15 protein-coding genes, 1 tRNA gene and 1 pseudogene are annotated in these 21,072 nt (G+C 64.5%); 6 read left to right on the plus strand and 11 right to left on the minus strand.

The window, feature by feature from the left end:
* Positions 1–53 precede the first annotated feature (53 nt).
* The 6 genes from QW887_RS04355 to QW887_RS04380 all read right to left on the minus strand — a co-directional run bounded on the left by QW887_RS04355 (position 54) and on the right by QW887_RS04380 (position 11,250).
* A complete protein-coding gene (locus tag QW887_RS04355) occupies positions 54–392 on the minus strand; it encodes a lipid-A-disaccharide synthase N-terminal domain-containing protein (protein WP_172109779.1) in 339 nt (112 codons plus the stop codon).
* A complete protein-coding gene (locus QW887_RS04360) occupies positions 392–1,129 on the minus strand; it encodes a glycosyltransferase family 2 protein (protein WP_315711843.1) in 738 nt (245 codons plus the stop codon). The genes QW887_RS04355 and QW887_RS04360 overlap by 1 nt, the downstream gene beginning before the upstream one ends.
* Before the next feature lie 93 nt (positions 1,130–1,222).
* On the minus strand, positions 1,223–2,014 hold the full coding sequence (locus tag QW887_RS04365) for a phosphatase PAP2 family protein (protein WP_315751095.1): 792 nt from the start codon (positions 2,012–2,014) through the stop codon (positions 1,223–1,225).
* Complete coding sequence (locus tag QW887_RS04370; protein WP_316194197.1) at positions 2,015–3,757, minus strand: glycosyltransferase family 39 protein; 1,743 nt, start codon at positions 3,755–3,757, stop codon at positions 2,015–2,017.
* 51 nt (positions 3,758–3,808) lie between these two features.
* Positions 3,809–6,037, minus strand: coding sequence for a penicillin-binding protein 1C (pbpC, locus tag QW887_RS04375; RefSeq protein ID WP_316194198.1), 2,229 nt, complete (start codon positions 6,035–6,037; stop codon positions 3,809–3,811).
* Positions 6,034–11,250 carry an alpha-2-macroglobulin gene (locus QW887_RS04380; protein ID WP_316194199.1) on the minus strand — a complete coding sequence of 1,739 codons (5,217 nt, stop codon included), beginning with the start codon at positions 11,248–11,250 and terminating at the stop codon, positions 6,034–6,036. Before QW887_RS04380 ends, pbpC begins: the two co-directional genes overlap by 4 nt.
* Before the next feature lie 474 nt (positions 11,251–11,724).
* Here QW887_RS04380 and QW887_RS04385 point away from each other — a divergent pair.
* From QW887_RS04385 to QW887_RS04395, 3 genes and pseudogenes are all read left to right on the plus strand, one after another.
* Positions 11,725–11,801, plus strand: a tRNA-Arg gene (locus QW887_RS04385).
* Between the two features lie 131 nt (positions 11,802–11,932).
* Positions 11,933–12,667 (plus strand): annotated as a pseudogene (locus QW887_RS04390) (FkbM family methyltransferase); the annotation flags it as partial.
* A gap of 402 nt (positions 12,668–13,069) precedes the next feature.
* A complete protein-coding gene (locus QW887_RS04395) occupies positions 13,070–13,231 on the plus strand; it encodes a hypothetical protein (RefSeq protein WP_315751088.1) in 162 nt (53 codons plus the stop codon).
* 83 nt (positions 13,232–13,314) lie between these two features.
* Here the strand turns inward: QW887_RS04395 and QW887_RS04400 are convergent, their stop codons facing one another.
* The 3 genes from QW887_RS04400 to QW887_RS04410 form a co-directional block, all read right to left on the minus strand.
* Positions 13,315–13,527, minus strand: coding sequence for a hypothetical protein (locus QW887_RS04400; protein WP_315711835.1), 213 nt, complete (start codon positions 13,525–13,527; stop codon positions 13,315–13,317).
* Positions 13,528–13,647: 120 nt separating this feature from the next.
* On the minus strand, positions 13,648–14,121 hold the full coding sequence (locus QW887_RS04405; protein WP_316175380.1) for a hypothetical protein: 474 nt from the start codon (positions 14,119–14,121) through the stop codon (positions 13,648–13,650).
* A gap of 147 nt (positions 14,122–14,268) precedes the next feature.
* Positions 14,269–16,305 carry an acyltransferase family protein gene (locus tag QW887_RS04410; RefSeq protein ID WP_316194200.1) on the minus strand — a complete coding sequence of 679 codons (2,037 nt, stop codon included), beginning with the start codon at positions 16,303–16,305 and terminating at the stop codon, positions 14,269–14,271.
* A 1,122-nt stretch (positions 16,306–17,427) separates the two neighbouring features.
* Between QW887_RS04410 and QW887_RS04415 the strand changes: the two genes are divergently transcribed.
* Together QW887_RS04415 and QW887_RS04420 are read left to right on the plus strand one after the other, a co-directional pair.
* Positions 17,428–17,583, plus strand: a complete 156-nt coding sequence (locus tag QW887_RS04415; RefSeq protein ID WP_315711831.1) for a hypothetical protein — start codon at positions 17,428–17,430, stop codon at positions 17,581–17,583.
* Between the two features lie 266 nt (positions 17,584–17,849).
* The gene (locus QW887_RS04420) at positions 17,850–18,125 is read left to right on the plus strand and encodes a hypothetical protein (protein ID WP_315712614.1); all 276 of its coding nucleotides are present in this window, start codon (positions 17,850–17,852) and stop codon (positions 18,123–18,125) included.
* An 84-nt stretch (positions 18,126–18,209) separates the two neighbouring features.
* Here QW887_RS04420 and QW887_RS04425 read toward each other — a convergent pair whose 3' ends face one another.
* A complete protein-coding gene (locus QW887_RS04425; protein ID WP_315711829.1) occupies positions 18,210–18,578 on the minus strand; it encodes a PRC-barrel domain-containing protein in 369 nt (122 codons plus the stop codon).
* Between the two features lie 467 nt (positions 18,579–19,045).
* Between QW887_RS04425 and QW887_RS04430 the strand changes: the two genes are divergently transcribed.
* The gene (locus tag QW887_RS04430; protein ID WP_316175376.1) at positions 19,046–20,059 is read left to right on the plus strand and encodes an SDR family oxidoreductase; all 1,014 of its coding nucleotides are present in this window, start codon (positions 19,046–19,048) and stop codon (positions 20,057–20,059) included.
* Positions 20,060–20,230: 171 nt separating this feature from the next.
* Here the strand turns inward: QW887_RS04430 and QW887_RS04435 are convergent, their stop codons facing one another.
* Positions 20,231–20,422 (minus strand): hypothetical protein, encoded by a 192-nt coding sequence (locus QW887_RS04435; protein ID WP_315711826.1) that lies wholly within the window; start codon positions 20,420–20,422, stop codon positions 20,231–20,233.
* Between the last annotated feature and the right edge of the window lie 650 nt (positions 20,423–21,072).

The following is a 21,072-nucleotide window of genomic DNA, read 5'->3' on the forward strand; positions in this document are numbered from 1 at the left end:
CCCCACGAACGGGCGACGGCACATCCGCCCTGTGAACCTGAAGCCCGCTCCGGTCAATTGCTCAGCGTCTGCGACTCGCGCTGACGGTTCTTGAAGATCAGCATCACGTTGCGGACGTAGATGATGTTCGACAGCAACTGGCCGAAGATGATGACCGGCTCGCGTTTGACGAGACCATAGATCAGCGTCATGAGGCCGCCGCCGATCGAGAAGAACCAGAAGGCAAGGGGCACCACGCTCTTGCCCGCGCGCTCGCTGGCGATCCACTGCACAAGGAAGCGCGCGGCGAAGGCCAGTTGGGCGGCGAGGCCGAACACCAGCCAGAAATCAAATTTGGCGATGAAGATGTCGTAGAGATAGTTGCTGAACGCCTGCCCGAATTGAATCAGCATTACTTTACCTCGATCACAACCGGCGTCGGCTTCTTGCGGCGGATCAGCCACCACACGCCGGCGAGATCCATGATCCCGATCCAGAGCCGGTCGAAGAACCCGTAGTTCGAGACACCGGAGTGCCGGGGTCGATCTGTCACGTCGATGTAGGCGATGTCGTAGCCCTCACGCCGCACCAGGGCGGGAAGGAAGCGGTGCAGACCATCGAAATACGGCATCATCAGGAAGACGTCGCGGCGGACCGCCTTGAGGCCGCAGCCGGTATCGCGGGTGCCGTCATGCAGCACCGCATTGCGGATCTTGTTGGCAAGCCGCGATTGCAGTTTCTTGAAGCCGGTGTCCTTGCGACCGACGCGTTGGCCTGCGACGAGGCCGACACCCGCCCCGCCCTTTTCGAGCGCAGCGATGAGGTCGGGCAGGAAAGCGGGATTGTTCTGCCCGTCGCCGTCCAGCGTCGCAACCATCGCGCCGTGGGCCGCGCGGATGCCGCTTCTCACGGCCGCCGATTGCCCGGACGACTTCTCATGGCGCAGCACGCGCAGGTTCGGCCGCCGCGCCATCTCCTCGGCGAGCCGTTGCGCGGTGTCATCGGTCGAGCCGTCGTTGACGTAGATGATCTCATAGGCCCAGAGACCGTCGAGCGCGGCCGCGATCTCGGTGATCAGGGGCGTGATGTTGCCGGCCTCGTTGCGCACGGGAACGACGATGGAGACGGCAACGGGGGTTTCGGTCGACAAGATGAGACTCGCGATGGCGTGACTGGACCGGTTCCTGCCCCGGGCGATGCGGCGGAGGCTTATTATGGGGCTTGGGGCCGCCTATCAACCCCTTTAGCGCGGTACGATTTGGCCGTCCTTGCCCAGGCGGAAGCCCAGCCGTCGTGCTGCGAACCAGTAGCGGACCAGCATGGCGCAGGCCAATCCGACCACGGCGCCGGCGACCACATCGCTTGGATGATGCGCCAGCAGCACCAGCCGACTCAGGGCAATCACGACGGCATAGATGAACATTGGTATCCGCAGCCGCGACCAGACGGCCGCAATGGCGAATGCGAGCGCGAAGGCGGTCACCGCATGCGCCGACGGCATGCTGAAATAGGCCGGCGTGCCGTTGAAGGGTTCGAAATTGAACGCATTGGCCTTGCCGCCGACGAAGGGACGGCCGCGCCCGATGATGTATTTCAACACCTGGGCCGACAGCACGGAGAGCAGAACCGCGAAGAAGAAAAACTGGACATGCGTCGCAAAGTTCAGAAGGCGGCTGCGCGAAGCCTCAGGCCACAACGGCGCGATCAGGATCGTCGCGACGACCCCCACTGCCAGCAGTCCCAGCACGTATTCGTCCTGGCCGAATTCGGTGATGATGCGCACCGGCCACAGGCTCGGTGTTCCACGCGCCGGCATCAGCCCGATTTCGTAGGCATCGAAGGTGAACATCAGCATCAAGACCACACTCAGGCCGATGGCACCGAGCAGGAGAAGCTCGCGTCGCAGGCGTTGCCGGCCCGCAGCGTCCGGCGCGGTCTGCGGCCGCCGAACCAGCCGGCCGAACGAGAATTTGCCGACCAGCGCGAGCTGGGCGAGATAGCCTGACGACAGCGAGGGCGTGTCTGGCGCCGACATCTACTCGGTGCCTTCCGAACGATAGATCGCAATCGAGACCGGGCGGCCTTGCGAGATGTTGTAGCCGTCGATGCGCTTGGCGACGTTGTAGCGCAGCCCGATGGCCTCGGCGCGCTGCACGAACGCCCGTTCGGTGCGCTGCTCGACAAGCGCGAAGCGGCACGCGCCATGGTTGAGGAAGTCGGCCGCCCCCGAGCCGTCGGTGAGCTGCGTCGAGGTTCCTGTCATGAACACGAGGCTAGGTTCGTGGAAACCTGCCGCTGCCGCCTTCGGCCCGACGCAGACCACGTTGCGCAGCGCGCGCGCAATCTCCGCGCTGGGAAACAGCGGTGTCAGCGCCGGCAGCACGGCGCCATACACCACGAACGCCAGGAACATCGCCGCCACGCCGGCATTCAAGAGCGAGCGCTCGGCACGGCCGTCGTCATAGAGCCACCAGGCGAACAGGCCGAAAATCAGCGACGCCGCCACGAACGGCCAGGCCAGGAACACCGGCTGGTGCGTGACGATGATGGCGCCGATCACGGCCACCACCGATGTGATGGCGGGAATCGCGAACCACCAGGCGGCGCCGCGCCGCAGCCAGTTGCGCGCCAGCACCCGCCGCTCCAGCGCGCCCACGGTGAGGATGGCGATTGCCGGATAGAGCGGCAGCACATAATGCGGCAGCTTGGTCAGGACGGCCTCGAACACGACCCAGGACGGCAGCAGCCAGGCCAGCAGGAACTGCGCCCCCGGCTCGCGCCGCGCGCGCCATACCGCAGGCGCCGCCATAGCGGCCAGCGGCGCGCCGGGCCAGAAGGTGATGAACAACAGCAGCAGATAAAGTCCCGGCGGTGCGCCGTGCGACTCCTGGGCGCCGATCTTGCTCAGCATGTCGCCGCCGACGGAATCGGCGAAGAAGGTGTCGCCGGCGCGCAGGAAGATCAGCACGAACCAGGGCAGCACCAGCACCAGCATCCACATCAGTCCCCATAGAGGGCGCAGACGCGATAGCCAGCCGGCACCACGATCCATGATCGCCAGCGCCACGATCGTCAGTCCTGCGAACATCAGAATCAGCGGGCCCTTGATCAGGATGCCGCCGGCGAGCGCCGTCCAGAAGATCGCAGGCGGTCCCCACGGTGGATGCACCGGATCCTCGCCGCGCTGCCACGACAGATACACGCGGGCCAGCGCACCCATCGCAGCCACCACGGTGAACAGCAGCATCGCGTCGGTCTTGGCGAGCCGGGCTTCCGCCCCGAGCAGCACCGAGCAGCACATCAGCAGGGCGGCGAACACGGCGCCGCGCCGTGTCACGAAGGAGAGCGCGGTCCAATAGGTCAGCAGCACCGCGCCGATGGCACCGATCAGCGAGGGAATGCGGTAGACCCAGATGCGCAGCTGCGCACGCGGCAGACCGATCGCCGACGCCGTCTCGACCGCAGCCGATTGCAACCAGTAGATGCCGACTGGCTTCTTGTAGCGCACGTCGTCCTGGAAGCGGATATCGACGTAATCGCCGCTCTCGACCATCTGTTTGGTCGCCTGGGCGAAGCGCGCCTCGTCGCGATCGATCGGCGGGATGGTGAAGAAGCCCGGCAGGAACAACAGCAGCCCGCAGACGAGCAGGAACGTCACCGCCCTGGTGTGGCTCACGGTGACGACATCGATCATCCGCACCAGCCGATTGCCTGGATTGACCAGGTTCTTCGGCTCGCGCGGCTCTCCAAAACGGGGGCGGGCAAAGGTCTCGACCATGGGGTTCCGAATACGCTGAAACCGCTATGTCGACAACCGCTTAGCGAACCCTCACTGGATTCTGACCACAACTGTGTCCGCAGCGCCCGTGGCATCGATCACGGTGAGGCGGGCAAAGCCCGGCCCGGGCGGATCGATCAGGCGCTGGCGCCGGCTGTCGATCTCGCCGACGGCTAGTCCATTGACCAGCATGGTCAGCGGCAGCACGCCCCCGGACACTTTCACCGGCATCACCGACGCCTCGGGACCGGCGGACCGGTCGACATCGATGCGGGAGCCGTTCAGCGGGAACTGAATGTGCGGCGCCTGCTCTGCGCCGGTCCGCACCAGTTCTCCGACCGGCCGGAACCGGCGCAGGGGCAGCGGCAACTTTGAATTGCTGGCGACAAGCGCACCCTTGGGCGGCTTTGGCAGTGTCGCCGGCAGCTTGCCGCTGCGGGCAAAAGCGTCGAACAGGATCGGCGCCGCGGCGACGCGGCCGATCAGGCCGGGCACCGGCGCGCCGTCGGGCCTGCCGACCCAGACGCCGATCGTCACGCGGCCGTCGAAACCGACCGACCAGGCGTCGCGATAGCCGTAGCTGGTACCGGTCTTGAAGGCGATCCGGTTGCGGGCTGCGTTTTCCGGAGGCGGGGTCCCCAGCAGCACGTTGCCGACCTGCCAGGCGGCCGCCGAATCCATCAGCCGCAACGGCTCGCGGGCATCGTCGGTGCCCTCGCCGGTCATGATCTCGCGCAGCGGCCTGGTGGTGCCCAGGCGCGGGAATCCGGCATAGAGCTGGGCGAGGTCCTGCAGGGTCACGCCGACGCCGCCGAGGCCCATGGCGAGGCCTGGGGCTTCGTCCTTCGGCAGCACCAAATTGCCGCCGGCCTGTTTCAGTCGCGACGACAGCCGGCTGGCGCCGACACGATCGAGCAGCACGATGGCGGGAACGTTCAGGGACAGTTGCAGCGCCTTGCGCACCGGCACCGTGCCCTGGAACGTCATGTCGAAATTTTCCGGCGCGTAGGAGCCGAAGCGCACCGGGCGGTCCTCGATGAGGCTCTCCGGATGCACGAAGCCGTCCTCGAAGGCGAGCCCATAGATGAACGGCTTCAGGGTCGAGCCTGGCGAACGCACCGCGCGGGTCATGTCGACCTGCCCTGCCCGCCTCTCGTCGAAATAGTCGGCCGATCCGACATGGGCGAGCACGTCACCGCTGTCATTGTCGACCACGATGATGCCGACCGAGACGTTCGGTCCCAATGCGATGGCGCGATCGCGCGCCAGCGGCTCCAGCACCTTCTGCAGCGAGGCGTCCAGCGTAAGGCGGATGATCGGCTGATCCTTGACGGTCGCCGAGGCCTGGTCGGCAGCATGCGGCGCCAGGATCGGCATCGGCTGGCGGAAGGCCGGCACGGCTTGCGCCTTCGCCTGCGCCGCGTCCTCGGCGGAGATCACGTTCTCCGACACCATGCGGTCGAGAACGCGGTCGCGGCCGCGTCGAGCGGCCTCGGGATGCCGGTCGAGTCGCCGCGTCTCCGGTGACTGCGGCAGCGCCACCAAGAGTGCCGCTTCCGCCAGTGACAGCCGCTTCGGCTCCTTGCCGAAATACGCGATCGAGGCGGCGCGGATGCCTTCGAGATTGCCGCCATAGGGCGCGAGCGTCAGGTAGAGATCGAGGATCTCGTCCTTGCTCAGCTCATGCTCGAGCTCGAGCGCGCGCACGATCTGCCTGAGCTTGGCGTGCAGCGAGCGCTGCCGCCTGGGCTCGAGCAGCCGCGCCAGCTGCATCGTGATGGTCGAGCCGCCCGACACGATGTGGCCGTGCGCGCCGAGCTGGATCGTGGCGCGCGCCAGCGCGCGGGGGTCGACGCCGTGATGGTCGTAGAAGCGCTGGTCCTCATAGGCGAACAGCAGTCTCAAATAGGTCGGATCGACGTCCTTCTTCGCGCTGACCGGCAGCCGCCAGCGCCCATCCGCCATCGCATAGGCGCGCAGCAGCTTGCCGTGGCGGTCGACGACGGTGGTGGACACGGCTCTGGCCTCGCGCAGCGGCAGCGGGCCGAGAGAGATGGTGTAGGCGGTGAAGGCAAGGACGACTGCGACGAACAAGAACAGCGCGCCCGCGAGCAGCCGTTTGACGCTCCGCCCTCTCCTCGGGTCATGGCCGGGCTTGTCCCGGCCAGCCGCGCCTTCGTCGCCGCGAGCGATGGATGCCCGGGTCAAGCCTGGGCATGACGGAGTGTGCGGCACCGTCCGGCCACCCAACTCACGATCACTCGTTCCACCCTCGCTCATTTCGCCGCGCGGACCTCCACGGAGCCCGTACCGGTCCGACCATAGCGTGAGGGATTGTACATGTCTTCGACATAGGCCTGTGGCAGCACGTATTTGCCCGGCGACACCGCCCGCACCACATAGGCGACCGTGAACACGGACTTGGAATCCGCGGCGCGGTCGAGCGCGGCGGTGAAGCGGTCGTCGCGGAACTCGGTATTGACCGGTTCCTGGCCGTCCTCGATCCAGTCCAGCGTGCCGCTGTCGCCCGACGACACCAGATGCGGATTGTCGATCTCCAGCCCCGCCGGTAGATAGTCGGACACCATGATGTGCCCGTATTCCGGCTTGGCCTCGGTGACCTTCAGCACGACAGCGAAACGGTCGTTCTGCTTCGCGGTTCTGATATCGGCCGGCTTGCCGTCGAGCGTGTAGTAGCCACGCTCGATCTTGAAGCCGTTCGATGCCGCCGGCTCCGGCGTCAGCGGCGAGCCGGAGACGGAGACCACCGCCTGCACCGGCGCATCACCGGTGTTGGTGATCTTCAGCGGCTGGCCCGAGAGCTCAGCCGCCTTGTAGCTGCGGTACAGCGCCTGCTTCACCGCCTGCCCGTTGACATCGAGCGTCAGCGTCTCCTTGGCGAGCGCACGCGCCGCCAGCACCATCCACGCATTCTCCTGCGTCGAGGTGTACGGCGTCAGGCCACGCGCTGCCTCGACGCGGGTCACCGCCTGCGTCAGCGTCGCGCGCGGCGCATTGCCTTCGCCGGCCAGTGACACCAATGCCGCCGCATCACGCAGGTCGGAGCCGTAATCGGTGCGGCCGAACACCAGCACGGGCTTCGGCGCGAGGCTGTCGGCGGCTGCCGCATAGACCCGCTCGGCGCGGGCGCGGTCGCCGACCAGCGCGAGCGCCGCGGCGAGCTGCGCCTTGGCAATTGGAGTTGCGAGATTGCCGAGCTTGGTGTCGGCGAGATAGCGCAGGTCGCCGATCGGCGCCGCGCCGTTGCGCGCGAGCACGTAGAGGCCGTAGGCGAGATCGCGGCCGCCGCTCTTCTCTGGCTCCTCGGCATTGACCACCGAGTTCCTGACGCGGTCGAGCGCGCTCTTGAACAGCACGTCCGGCACGGCAAAGCCCTTCTCGCGGGCGCGGGTCAGGAAATCCGTCACGTAGGCATCGAGCCAGGGATCGTCGCCGCCGGCCGACCACAGGCCGAACGAGCCGTTGGAGCCCTGACGCGCCAGCAAGCGGTCGATCGAGTCGCGGATGCGCTGGTCGACCTCGGTGTCCATCGCGAGATGCGCGCCGGCTGCGAGCTCGTTGACATAGAGCAGCGGCATCGCGCGGCTGGTGATCTGCTCCGAGCAGCCATGCGGATAGCGGTCGAGCGCCTTGAGGATGGTCGCCGCATCGAGCGCTGTCGACAGTCCCGCCGACAGCGACACCGTACCGGTGCCCGCCACGAGATCATTGAACATGTCCGATGTCAGCGTCAGGCTCTCGCCCTTCGCGAGCGTGCGGATCGAGCGCCGCGCCAGCACCTGGGTCGCCGGCTTGACGTCGAGCTGATAGTGCCGCGCCAGCGCCAGCCCGTTGGGGCCCTTGATATCGACGTCGAGCTGCGCCGTACCGGTGCCGCTGGCATCCAGCGGCAGCGTCGACGACGCCCGCTGCTTGGCGGCGAGCTTCAGCGTGACGTTGGCATTGCCGGAGACCCCGACCGGGCCGCTGGCCTTGACGTCGACGACATAGTCGCCGGGCGCACCCTCGACGTTATCGAGGTCGAACGACAGCGTGCCGCGGTCGCCGCTCAGCAAAAAGCGCGGCAAGGTCGCGGTCAACACCACCGGATCGCGCACGGTGACGTCGACATTGGCCCGGCCGACTTTCGTGGCGCTCCACGCGACCGCCATCACCCGCGCAGTTCCTGCGAACTCCGGAATATCGAAGCTGACCTCGGCGGTGCCATCGGACCCGACGGTCACGATGCCCGAATACAGCGCCAGCGGCTTCTGCGTCGGCGGCGAGCCCTGCAGCTCGGCTCCGCCACTGTCACCGCCCGAGCGGATCTGGCCGCGCGTGCCCTGCATGCCGTCGATCAGCTGGCCATAGAGGTCGCGGATCTCGGCGGAGAGCTGGCGCTGGCCGAGATAGTAATCGTCGGGCGCCGGCGGCTTGTAGTTGGTGAGGTTGAGAATGCCGACATCGACCGCCGCGATCACGATCTTGGCGTCCTCGCCGGGATTGAGCCCGCCGACCTTGACCGGAATCTTCAACGCCGAGCCCGGACGTACCAGCGCAGGCGGCGTCAGAGCCACGTTGAGCGTGCGCGCTGATTTGTCGATGCCGAACCAGGCGACGCCGAGCGCGCGGCCCGGCATGCGCTGCGCGGCCGCATCGAGCGGACGACGCAGCGTCGTGACGACATAGGCGCCGGTGCCCCAATCCTTGCCGACCGCAAGCTTGACTTGGTTGGTACCTTCCTTGACCTCGGTGGTCTGCGTCGTCAGTAGCCGGTCGCCGAGCACGTTGACCGTCAGCTTGCCGGCAGTGCGCGCATTGACCGTCACGACCATGTTCTCGCCGGACTGGTATTGCGGCTTGTCGAGCGAGGTCTCCAAGAGATCCGGCGTGTCTGCGCTGCCGTCGGTGTACCAGCCGACATCGAACTGCAGCGACGTCACCGGGCCGTCGGCATCCGCCGACTTGACGTCGAGGCGATAGCGCCCGGCCTCCGGCTGGAAGCTCAGCCGCGCCGGCTTGTTGGCTGATATCGTGACGTCGCCGTCGCCCACGCGCCGCGTCGATTTCACCGGCTCATACTCCCAATAGGAGTTCTGCCGATACCATTGATAGCGCGACTCGATCTTGAGCAGCTCATAACGCAGCCCGTTGCGAGCCAGCGTCCTCCCCTCGGGCGAGACAAACACGACGTCGAACTCGGCCTTCTCGCCCTCGCCGACGCTTTTTCCCGAGAACGACGGCTTGATGCCGATCTGCGCGGCCTTGGGCGCCACGGGGAGCACCAGCTTGCGCTCGACGGCGCGGCCGCCGGTCTCAGCCAGGCGCACATAGATCTGCGCCTCCTGCGGCCGGCTGGAGGACGGCGGCTTGGGCAGGCTGACCGGGAACGTCGCCGCGCCCTTCTCGTCCGTTTCCGGCATGCCTTCGATCGGGGTGCGCTCGTTGGAGGCGCTCTCCTCGTCGGCGACGCCGAACTGGTAGCCCGGGAACCCCGGCCGCTCGGGCGCGGTCGTCACCAGCAGGTCGCCCTCGAGCTGCAGGCCGGAGGCCGGCGCACCGTAGAGGAAATGGCCGTCGACCTTCACCTCCACCGGAGTCTCAGCCTTGATCTGCTTGTCCTTGGAGCTCAAATCGAATTCCAGCCGCTCGGGGACGTAATCCTCGACCATGAAGGTGGTCTCGCCGACCGCCGTCCCCTTTGGGTCGGTGAAGGCGCGCACGCGGTAGGTGCCGGTCGGCACCGCCGAGTTCAGCGCCACGCTGAACGAACGGCCGCCGGCGCCCTGGTCCGGCAGCACCGCGCGGCGAAACTCGACGCCGTCGGGACGCTCGACGACCAGCGTCAGCGGCGTGCCGGTCATGGCATTGCCCTTGCCGTCGCGCAGCAGCGCGGTGAGGTAGACCGTCTCGTTGGAGCGGTAGACGCCGCGCTCGGAATAGACGAAAGCGTCCGGCCCCGTGGGCGCTTCGCGCCCGGCGACGCCGCGATCGGACAGGTCGAAGGCTGACGTCTTCAGGCTGAGGAAGGCATAGTCGGTCTTCTCGCCCGACACGGTCAGCATCGCTGGCGACAGCCCGCCCTCGCCACGCGCCAGGCCCGTCTCGAACAGCACGTGGCCGGCGTCGTCGGTCTTGCGCGTCGCGAGGATCTCGTTGTTGCGCGCCACCAGCCGCACCTCGGCGCGCGCGACCGGATCAGTCGAGGCCAGCGAATTGACGAACACGTGAATGCCGTCATTGCCGGAGAACGCGGCGACTCCGAGATCGGAGACGATGAACCATTGTGTCGCGAGTTGGCCGCCGTCCTCGTCATTGCCGCTCGTCGGCCCCTTCGGCGCCGCCGTCATCACATACACGCCGGGCTGCATGTCGCTCAGCGCCTGATCGACCGGGAAGGCGGTGGTGACGTCCTGGTTCAGGGTCATCGCGGTCGACAGCTCGCCGCTCCACACCTTCATGCCGCGCTCATTGCCGAGATCGGTGAGCTGATAGCTCGACAGCGGCCGCTGGAAGTCGCTGTCGATGACGGTGTTGATCAAATTGCGGTCGCCGATCCGGAACACGTTGACGGTGACCGCCGGCGTGTTGACGCTGACCAGCGGAATGCCCTTCTGCCCGGTGCGCGGCAGCACATAGGCCTTGCCGGTGAAGCGCACGAACGGCTTGCGGTCGCGAACATAGATGTTGAACTCGGCCGATTTCGGCAGGCTCTCCTTGACGCCCGACGGCAGCCCGGCGCGCAGATTGATGTTGTAGCGCTCGCCGTGCTTGAGACCCTCGACGCAGAGCTGCTTGTCCTCCGAGGTCAGCGCCGGCTTGTCATTGCCGGCCTGGGCCACGAACGGCGAGAAGTCGGTGCGCTTGGCGAGATCCTCGGAGAACTGGAAGCAGGCGCGCGGGCTCGCCGAGTCCGAATCCACGGTGTAGTCGAGCAGCTTGAAGCCGTGCTCGTCGCGCATCCGCTCATACTGCCCACGGACATCGGCCACCTCACGCAGCTCGAGCGACATCCTGAGCGAATCCAGCGCTGGCCGCCACAGCTTGCGCTCGGCCATGGTCTTGCCGAGCACGGCCAGCGCATCCGCCTCCTCGCCGGCATTTCCGGCGCGCTGATAGGCGATGTAGGCCGCCGTCGAGGCCCGCTCCAGGAGGAAGGTCTGCTCCGACGGATTGATCGGCTTGATCTGGTTGAGCACGGTGCGCGCCAGCCGCAGCCAGTTACCGGAATCATCCGGCGCAGCGGTCGCGATCTGCCCGAGGATCTGCAGGCCGGTCCGTAGGTCGTTCCGCCGCAGCGCCGCGTCGGCATCGGTGCGAAGCGTCGCCAGCGGCTTGTTCACCGCCCCCGCCTCGCTCTTGATCTGCGCCTCCAGCTTGATCGCGGCATCGGCGAGGTCGTCGCGCTTGAACGCCTTGTCGGCGGCAAGGGCAGAAGCAAGACCGAGCGCCATGATGGCGCAGAGGACGGCGGCGCGAACCAGACCGATCATGGGGCAGCTCCTTGGACGGCGATTGGGGCGGCTGTTCCGGACACGCGGAGAGATGTCCGTGTTTGGCCGATTCGTGGCGAGAATGGACGCGAAATGGTGACGGACTGATGGCAAAGGTTGCAGCGGACCGGCGAGCGGCCCGTCCCAGGCGCGACCATCGGCACGCACATGCGACAGGAAAATCTGTTCATCAACGGGCAATTCACAGGACATGGCATACAGACAAGCCGCGGCGGCCGTCGATCCGGCGCCGCTGACGCGCAAATGGGGCGATAGACCCACCTCCGCCTCCGCTTGGTCTCGCCGGGCCTCCGTCGGGTTCGGCCGCTCTTGGCGAAACGGAAGATTTTTCATATGACCCGTGCTATGGAAAGCGCGCCGGCCGGGCTTTGCCCTCGGCACCCATCCCATGACGCTCATCCTCCGGACGTTCATCTTGGGATGGTCACCGGGCGATAGTCGTCTCGCGACGCCGGTCCCATAGCTCAACTGGATAGAGTAGCGGATTTCTACTCCGCGGGTTGCAGGTTCGAGTCCTGCTGGGATCGCCAATCGCCACGCCAGCGCCATCCTGGCGCCCCGCCACTCGTCCATTTTGAAGCATTGCCGTGAACGACAGGGCGTGCGCACCCGAGCCCGCCCTCGTTTGGCGGGCGCGTAGCCATGGCGTTGGGGGGCTCGGTTGGCGAAACATGAGGCATCCCGGTTTCTGGTCAGAATCCTGCGGTCCCGATTCCGCGACCACAAGACGGAGCTGTCCGAGTTGCAGCGTCACATCCGGCGCGGCGACATCGTCTGCGACATCGGCGCCAACAAGGGCAGTTTTCTCTACTGGCTGGCACGGTGGTCGGCGCCGGGGCGGGTCATCGCCTTCGAGCCCCAGCCGGATCTTGCCGAACGATTGGCGCGGCTCTGCTCCCGGTTCTCGCTCGACAATGTCGTCGTCGAACCGCGCGCCGTCTATTCGCGCTCCAGCAGGAAAACCCTGTTCGTTCCCGAAGGGCATCAGCCCGGAGCTTCGCTGCTCCGGCCCGCCGAGACCTCGAAGGCGATCCAGGTGCAGACGACGTCGCTGGACGACTATCTCCCTGACACCGCAAACGTCTCTGCGATCAAGATCGACGTCGAGGGTGCCGAACTCGACGTACTGCGCGGCGCCGAGCGCACCTTGCGCCGATGCCGGCCGTTGATCGTGGTCGAGTGCGACCGCCGCCTGGCGACGCTCGACAGGGTGAAGGAGACATTCTTGCTCCTGCGGGGTCTCGGCTATCGGGGCCAATTCCTGAGCCGCGGGAGATTGCTTCCGTTGTCTGCCTTCGACCCGGAAATCCATCAGCGCGCCGATGGCGAATGGTTCTGGAAGCGGAAGGACTATTGCAACAACTTCATCTTCAGGAGCGTGCGCGCGCCGACGTCCTGTGACCACGAAGCTTTCCTGGCACCGATCGAAACCACTTCGCCGGGCGCACGAAGTCGTCCTGAAACAGTCCCCCGGCAAGTTGCCCAGCATCACATCGACTGATGGGGGTTACCGATGTCCACGTTGCTGAGCTTTATTTTCGAATCCTATTGCCTGAGCTGCCGGGCGATGTTTCCGGAGCTTGATACCGGTCAGTCGACCGTCGCTGAGTAGCGCGCGCCGAGCGGCCGGACTCTCGACCCGAGGTTCAGCCGCGCGGACCCAGAGGTTCTGCTTTGGCTGTTCGCCTGCGACGCAGGATGCCTCGCGTGCATTAAGCTTTCCTCTTCAGCTTAACGCCGGCTTCCATTTGACGCCGACGCCCTTCATCCGCCACGTGCTGTGCGATGGAGTTGAACCATGTTCGAACTAGCCATTTTGACTGCAATCTGTTTCATCGCCGCCGTCGCCCTCACGATCATTTACCAGCGGCGCCAGGATGTCCTGTACGGCCCCTACATTACCGATGTCTCGTGGCGGACGGCGCTCCCCGACGACCGCGTCGAAGCGTCGTCATCCTGAGCCTGGACGCACTCCCGAAATGCTCCCGCACAAGCCGTCGCGATCACGCCAGGGAAGAGTGGCGGTGCGCCCGACGCCCGATTTCAGAAGCCGATGCGCCCGCCAGAATCGTTAAGCAGCGCATCGAGCCGGTCCGGGCTCATGCTTTGTCCGCCGGGCATCTCGATGCTGACGCAGGCGGCGCCGAGACGCAGATAGGCATTGGCCGTCAGCAGCGCGTCCTGCGCGCTGCGGCACCTGATGGTGGCGATCGCGCTGGCGCTTTCGGCCCGTACGGTGAAGGACGCTGCGGCCATGAAGGACTGGCTCATCTGTAAGCGGCGGCTGAAATGAAGCCGAAGCTTATTCAGAGGAGCCCGACGGTATCATTGAGGTGGATCAAAGCCGCCAGCCGAAGACTTCACTAAGCGCCCCCCTCAGCTTCGGTTCAGCGACAGGCTGATGCGGGTGACGATGCCGTCCCAAGCGCGCTCCCAGACCCGGGGGTAGTTGATCAGCACGCAATGCACGTAGCCGCCAACGAAGTTGCAGCGATTGTACCAGACATAGTCGCCCTTGTAGCTCGACACCGCGAAGAATCGCGAGGTGACGCGCTTGTATTGAATATTCGGCGGAGGGTTCTTCCTGGCAAGGAACCGCGCAGGTGACTCCCGCGCGTTATTCGATACCGACTGCACGGTCAGATTGGCGCGGCCGTCGGCAGTCTGGAAGCGTTGGCCGTAGCCCTCGGGTTGGCCCGCCGTGTCGCTGAAGATCGAGACCGGAATGTCGACCGATGTGCCGGTCTCCGGGATCCTATAGGTGTTCCAGCGAACCGATTGGGCCGTCGCGGCGGTGCTCCCGCAGGCGGCGCACGCAAGCACTGCCATCGCCTTGATGATCGGATTCATGTGTGTCGTCCCGAACGGCTTGAGAACACGATGACGTTGGATCACTTTCGCGGCCGCCCGAAGGCAATGTCCGACATCAACGGCAGGCGAACGCACGACACCCGCCGAAGTTCATGGCTCCCGAGGTCCCGTGCTCGGTCGCTTCCATCATTGAACGCGGGAGGGGGCAAGGTTCCGGGTTGCCGCCGGACCGTCACCAGCCATGAGCTCGTTCGTTCCGGTCTCGGAGGGCTGCTCCAGCCTTCGCAAGAAGGCATCCAGTTGCGGCGCGAGTTGCGAGACGACGAACCTCGAGCCTTCCGGGGTGAAATGGATGGTATCCCAGACGATCGGGGTTTCCGCGTCAATCGTCAGCGGACAACGCCTCTTGCTGCAAATCGTGTCGAGAATGGAAACGTATTGAACGAGCGGATACGCGCGGGCGATCTCTCTCAGACGATCGTCCGCCTCGAACGACGCATCTTTCGGCACCAGCGAATTGCCGATCGGGACGTGCGTCTGCTCATGGTTGAACAACGTCGAAGCCAAGGGAACTGGAAACTCGATCGAGGGACCGAGCAGCAGGACGGGAACGCCCGTTTCCTGAGCGACCGCCAGCAGCGCGTTCAAATAACCGTCGACGCGCCGTGCGGGAGGCCGGCCATAGGTTTCGAGATAGGCGCGCCAATTGCCGGAAAGAATGATGGCGTCAAAGCGGTGCGCCTTGATCTGATCGCGCAGCAGCTGATTGACGTCGTTACAGTTTCGCGAGCTGCTCAGCTTGAGCTCGACGAACGGCGGGCAGCCCCCTGACGTGAGCTGCAGAAGATGGTAGGCATCGGACGACAGGTAGCTGCGCAACGCCCAGGCATAATGCGCGGCAAGGCTGTCGCCGGCGAGCAGAATGTTGCGCTTGTTCGCAGCCGGTTTCAGGCACGCCTCGAAATCGTAGGCCGATGCCGGCTCATCGGGCTGCAAGAAGCAGCTGTGCGCACGATAGAACGGCTCCATCGTCCGGGAATCGTACCGGAGCATTCGTGCCTGTGATTGCGGGAAGCGATCGGCGTAGCCGTCATGCGCGACGCCGTGAACTCCGACCGCGACCATGACGGTGGCAATGCCCGCGATCACCGGGGAGCCACGCACGCCACCCCATACCGTTCGTGCGCGCGCAGGCCGCTCGACGATGACGTAGGACAGATAGGCCAGCAGCAGCGAGCACAGCAGGAGTCCAACCGTAGCTGCCGCCGAGGTCGCCACATCCAGCGGCAGCGCGGCCCTGCCGAGGACGAAAACCGGCCAGTGCCAAAGATAGAGCGAGTAGGACAAACGGCCGAGGAATGCTCCGAGCTCACTGAATGGCAGCCCGGGTCTGCCCTTCTCCTGATTGAACGCGACGATGTAGACCGCAGCACCGACACAGGGGACCAGCGCGTGCAATCCCGGGAAGCGGGTCTCTGCGCGGAAGATGACCACGGCAAGCAGCATGGAGACCATGCCCGCGGCCGCGAAGGCCAGGCGCGTCACGCTTCCAACCGGCGACCATCGATGCAGGAAAAACGCAATGCTTCCGATCAGGAACTCCCAGGCCCGCAGCGGGGCGATGTAGAAGGCGGTCGAGGGCGATTGCTTGATCCAAAGCTCGTCGAGCACACACAGCGCGATCGTTCCGAGGATGACCAGCCCGAGCGACGGCTTCGACGTTGGATCGGGAAACAGCCGGCTCCAGAGCCAAGTCACGACCGGAAACAGGAAGTAGAACTGCTCCTCCACCGACAATGACCAGGTGTGGATGAGAACCTTCCCGATCGTTGGTAGATCGAAATAGCCGGTCTGCGACCAGAAGAAGACGTTCGACGAAAACAGCACCGTGGAGATCGCGCTTCCGAAGAACATTCGGTAGTCGCCTGGAGGCGCCAAGAACCACGCGACCATCGCGGTGACGACGATCATCAAATAGAGCGCCGGAAGCAGCCGCCTCGCCCTCCGTTCGTAGAACTCAATGAAGGAAAACGAATCGGATTGAATGCCCGTCCAAATGAGCCGGGAGATCACATAACCGGAGATGACGAAGAAGATGTCGACGCCGACAAACCCACCGCCAAAGCCCGGCAGCTCGTAATGAAATCCAATGACCGAAACCACGGCGACGGCGCGCAGCCAATCTATGTCCGGCCGGTACTCCAAAACCTTTGTGCGCGTCATGCTGGTAGCCTGGGCGGGCCGTTCGCCCTAACAGATTACCTGCTGACATGTTCCAAAATGAATTGCAACGTTCAGAAACACACGGAAATACCGTTGTTGGTTGGTGTATCCGAATTGCCGCACCGCCTCAGGAGCCCATCACGCGGGGATGCTGGAGGATAGCGGGCACGGCCGGCGCCCATTCCGCCTGCGGCGTCATCCGCTTCGCATCAGGAGGATTGGCGATCGGTCGCGACATCCCGGTACTGACATGGGGACGGTGATCGAAAGCTCGACAGAGCAGCGAGAACGCGCAGCATCCGTCCAGGCCCACCTTGCGAGCAAGCCAGATCCATGCGCCGCGCTCGCGCGCGCTGCCCAACGCAGCCTTCGACCCGACGGCCGCTCGGGTGTCGGTAACTGCTCAACCTTGGGCCTTCTCTTCTTGCTCAAGCCTAGCAACGCGCCTTCATCACCGCGCGCTTCCTCCATCATCATCCATGAACTGCCCATCATGCTGGCGCCTCAACTGGGCTCGACACGAGACGCCCGTGCGATCCCTGCTCGATGAATGTGGGGCTGTTGTATGATGAGCACACCCGCCAGCGAGATTTCGGCGACCGGCTTCCGTCGTCACCACCCACATGATACCAGTCATGCCAAAGAAACCGGCGAGCGAGTGGCGACATCGCCATAGCCGTTAATACCTCGCCACAAATTGGCCGAGGTCGAGGTGAGCTGCCTCTATACTTGGAGTTGCTTTTGCAACCGCATTGGCGCCGTAGCCCGGATGGTGCTCGTCGCCACCGAGCCGCGCAGGCTGAGCACGCTCAAACCGCCTCCCTGAAGGAATTAAGCTTAAAAACGTGCGGCGCCGCGTCTCCGCAACCTGGCAACTTCTTTCAACAGCCAAGACGTGCAACAATACTGCACGCAACTAATATCAACCTCAGATTTAATTTACTGATCATTTACTTTCCGCAACTTTGCCCCAAAAACTGCACGATGCTGGGTTCCTCTTTCACAATTAGAACTCTTCTGGGACTCTACAAAAACCACCTCCCCAGAAACGGGATCTAACAACCTCGGATATACTTTTCATAACTCACTCTCCGTCTTCGTTTCGCGTACAGAGGTCCCACAATGACAACACTCATCAAGGCTCTCCCGACCCATCTCGAAGAGACCCGTATCGACACCGAGAAGCTGCGCACGATCCTGATGCTCTGCGGCGCCACGGCGTTTGGCTTCATCCTCCACGCCACCTACGGTCTCGATCTCAGCTACGCCTTCTTCTGATTTGATCAGTCAACCGGTCGCGGGCTGGCGACTCTTCATTGCCGGACGCGATCGGCGTCGGTCCCGACTCGCGGGGTTATTGAACGGCCCCGCGCGTCGCCTTTTCGAAGCGATACGCGCCACGCGAAGAATATGGCAGATGCCGTCAATCACACGCTTGATCGTGCTTTTGCACAGCCTGGCCGCGCCGCTCCCACAATTCCGCCGCGACGACGCGACACGCTGGGGCTGTTGAGAATTGCGGTTGCTTGAGGACGAGTAGCGTCATGCGTTCACCAGTATATGATCTCTATCAGATGAAGCAGGATCGCTTGCCGAAAGGAGCCCGTTCGGCATGGCTGAGGACGAGGCCGAATGAGCCTCCCCCCATCGCCGATGACTGGGTCTTCGTCGGCAAGGAACGGCATCCGAGCCGGTGGACGGTCGCAGAGATGAATGAAAAAGGCACCTGCTACCGCGAGATTCCGATCTGGCTATCGAGCCGCCGCAGCATGATGGCTGGATCGGCGGCCGAAAACGGCGCTCAGCCGCCGGCCGCCTGAGATTTCATCGGGAGTCGCGGACAAGGCCGCGATACGCGAGGTTCGTCGGCAGCCTCGCAAGCGCAATGAACGAGGTCGGCGGTCCTAAGCGAGTTGGACGCCGTAATAGTCGTCGACCTTGCGCCCCGCCCCGGCATCCCCCCAGTCCCACTCACGCTCGTCGGAATATTTCGGCGCGCCCCGCAGCTGGTTCTCGGTCACGCCGGTAACGTAGCCGCCGAGTCGCGTGTCGTACTTCAGGGATTGCCAGGGCAACGGGTAGTGATCATTGCCAAGCCCGAGGAAACCGCCGAAGCCCAGGACGGCATACGAGACCCGCCCGCTCGGCTTGTCGATCATCACGCGTTCGATGGTGCCGATCTTGGTGTCGTCGGCGCCATAGACGGCCGTGCCTTCGACCTTGTCGCTTCCAATCAGGTTGCCATATTCGCGTTCATCGAGCATCGATGTCATGTGATCCTCCCGGTGCTAGTGGATCGATAACGTTCGGCCGTCACCGGCCGTTCCCAAGGGCCTAAAGGGCTCTCAGTCACCCGCCGACGGGTTACCGTCCTGCTCGGGATGACGTGTCGCCTCGCGGGACGGAGCATCGGGAGATGTGGTCCTATGAACCTGCTGCGCACGCTCCTTGTCGGCGGGCTGATCCTCCCCGCGTCCTGTCCTGACGATGCCTTGGCCTTGCTTCGCCATCGGATGGCTCTCCTTGGTTGGTGATCCACGAAGGGCGTCGGATTGGATAGTGCCGACGCCACTCCGATTCGATCGAAAACGACGCGGGCCGCGCCCGTTCGTTCCTCCCTGAGCCAACAGGCCGCAGAGCCGACCAGTGCATCTGGCGCGCGACACGGTGCTTTCAGCGATCCAAATGAAACGTTGGTGGTCTCAGGCCGTTGACCACGTCCCTCGAGAGGAGACACCGCATGGCAGGTGATCGCACAACGTCGATGTCCAGCCGCCAGATGGTCGGAGGCACCGCAACGCTTGCGGCCGCATCGCTGACCTCGGCAACAGCGAAAGGACGCGAGACGATGGCCGCAAATTCAACCCCGCCCGAACCGCTCGTCGACCCCAAGGACAAATATCCGAAGCCGCCGTTCGAACACCAGTCGCAGCCCTGGCCGGGTCTTGCGAGCAAGATGTCGCCGCGGCCGGATCACGGTGAAACCAGCTACAAGGGTTCCGGGCGTCTCGCCGGGCGCAAGGCGCTGATCACTGGAGGCGATTCCGGCATGGGACGCGCGGCCGCCATCGCCTATGCGCGGGAAGGGGCCGACGTCGCGATCAACTACTACCCGACCGAGGAGCCGGATGCGCAGGAGGTCATCGCGTTGATCGAGGCCGAGGGGCGAAAGGCCGTCGCCATCCCCGGCGATCTGCGCGACGAGGAGTTCTGCCGGCGGCTGGTGCAACAGGCCGTCGAAGCGCTGGGCGGACTCGACATCGTCGTCAACAACGCCGCGCGGCAGCAGGCACGCCAGTCGATCCTGGATGTCTCGTCCGAAGATTTCGACGCGACGATGAAAACCAATATCTATGCCCCGTTCTGGATCATCAAGGCCGCCCTGCCCCATCTGAAGCCGGGATCGGTCATCATCGGCACTTCGTCCGAGCAGGCCTACGATCCCTCTCCCGACCTCTATGACTACGCGCAGACCAAGGCGGCGACCATGAACTACGTGAAGTCCCTGGCCAAACAGCTCGGGCCGAAGGGCATTCGCGTGAACGCCGTCGCTCCCGGGCCGATCTGGACGCCCCTTCAGGTCTCAGGCGGGGCCACTATGGAGAAGCTCGAAAAATTTGGTGGTCAGACTCCACTCGGTCGTCCTGGCCAGCCGGTGGAGCTTGGATCGATCTACGTCCAGTTGGCCGCTGCGGACGCGAGCTACGCCAACGGGCAGGTCTATGGATCTTCGGGAGGGTCCGGGCAGCCCTGAAGCCGCCCGCCTCGCTCAAATGCGGGTGACAGGCTGCGGAAGCGAATACGCTTCCGTATGCACCTGACGGATCGTTGTGAACGCAGCGACAGCCGACGCCAAGCTGAACGCAGTCAGTAGCGCAATGAGAATCGTTCGTGGGGTCATCGGACGCTCCTGCATTCCAATTGGTTACTCGTGCCGCGCAGCCTTCGGCTCGCCGAGCGGCGCAATCTCGCCGTCGAGCCAGTCCTGCTGGAGGGCGAGCGCATTCCAGCCCTGGGCCATGCGCCGATAGCGCCGGAAGGCCGGCTCTTCCTGCGTGCGCTCCGCAAGCTGGAGGCAGTTGTCCGCGTTCTCTCTGAAAAGATCTGATTGTTTCATACAAATTTAGCTGGTGGGCGCCGCGCGCCGATGCAATCGTGTTACACGATATTAATGATCATGGAACTGTCGGCAGTTCTCTATCGAAAGCGGGGAGCAGTACGTTCTGTTCCAAGTTGCAAGATGGTCGTGAGACCGAGCATCACAACGCTCTGCCGTGGTTTGCTGACTCTCTGACCTCTTCCCCTTCGGGATCGCGGCGCAGCCCTGGACTGCATTGTCATCCCGCGCTCCGAACAACGAGGTCCCCGCTGCACCCGCTACTTGCTGCGCTGCGGTCGGAGCGTTGCGGAACTGGCGGGCGCATCGCCCGTCGCTCCCGGGCCGCGGGACTTGGCGGTGGACGACCATGAAGGCGGCCACGACACTGAGTTGAGAATCGTGCTTCTCGTAACCCCTCGGCACGACCAGCGAAGGCTAATCTCTGGCTTGGTTCCGGAAAGGGATGGCTCATCCTCGCAAGAGAGAAAAAGAATTCTGGAACGTTCCGCCTGGAGTGGAGTTGAGCCATTTGTGCCGGCAAATGCCGGTTCCATCAGCCGGAGAAATCGGCCTCCCGGCTTGATTTGATTAGTTGCCGCGGCTTCTATGCCGCCCGTCATAAGTGTCTCAGATTCTTGATGGTAGACGATTCTGACTTGGGGGAACTT

Source organism: Bradyrhizobium sp. SZCCHNRI3052, assembly GCF_032484895.1.
In the GTDB taxonomy this organism is placed as follows: Bacteria; Pseudomonadota; Alphaproteobacteria; order Rhizobiales; family Xanthobacteraceae; genus Bradyrhizobium.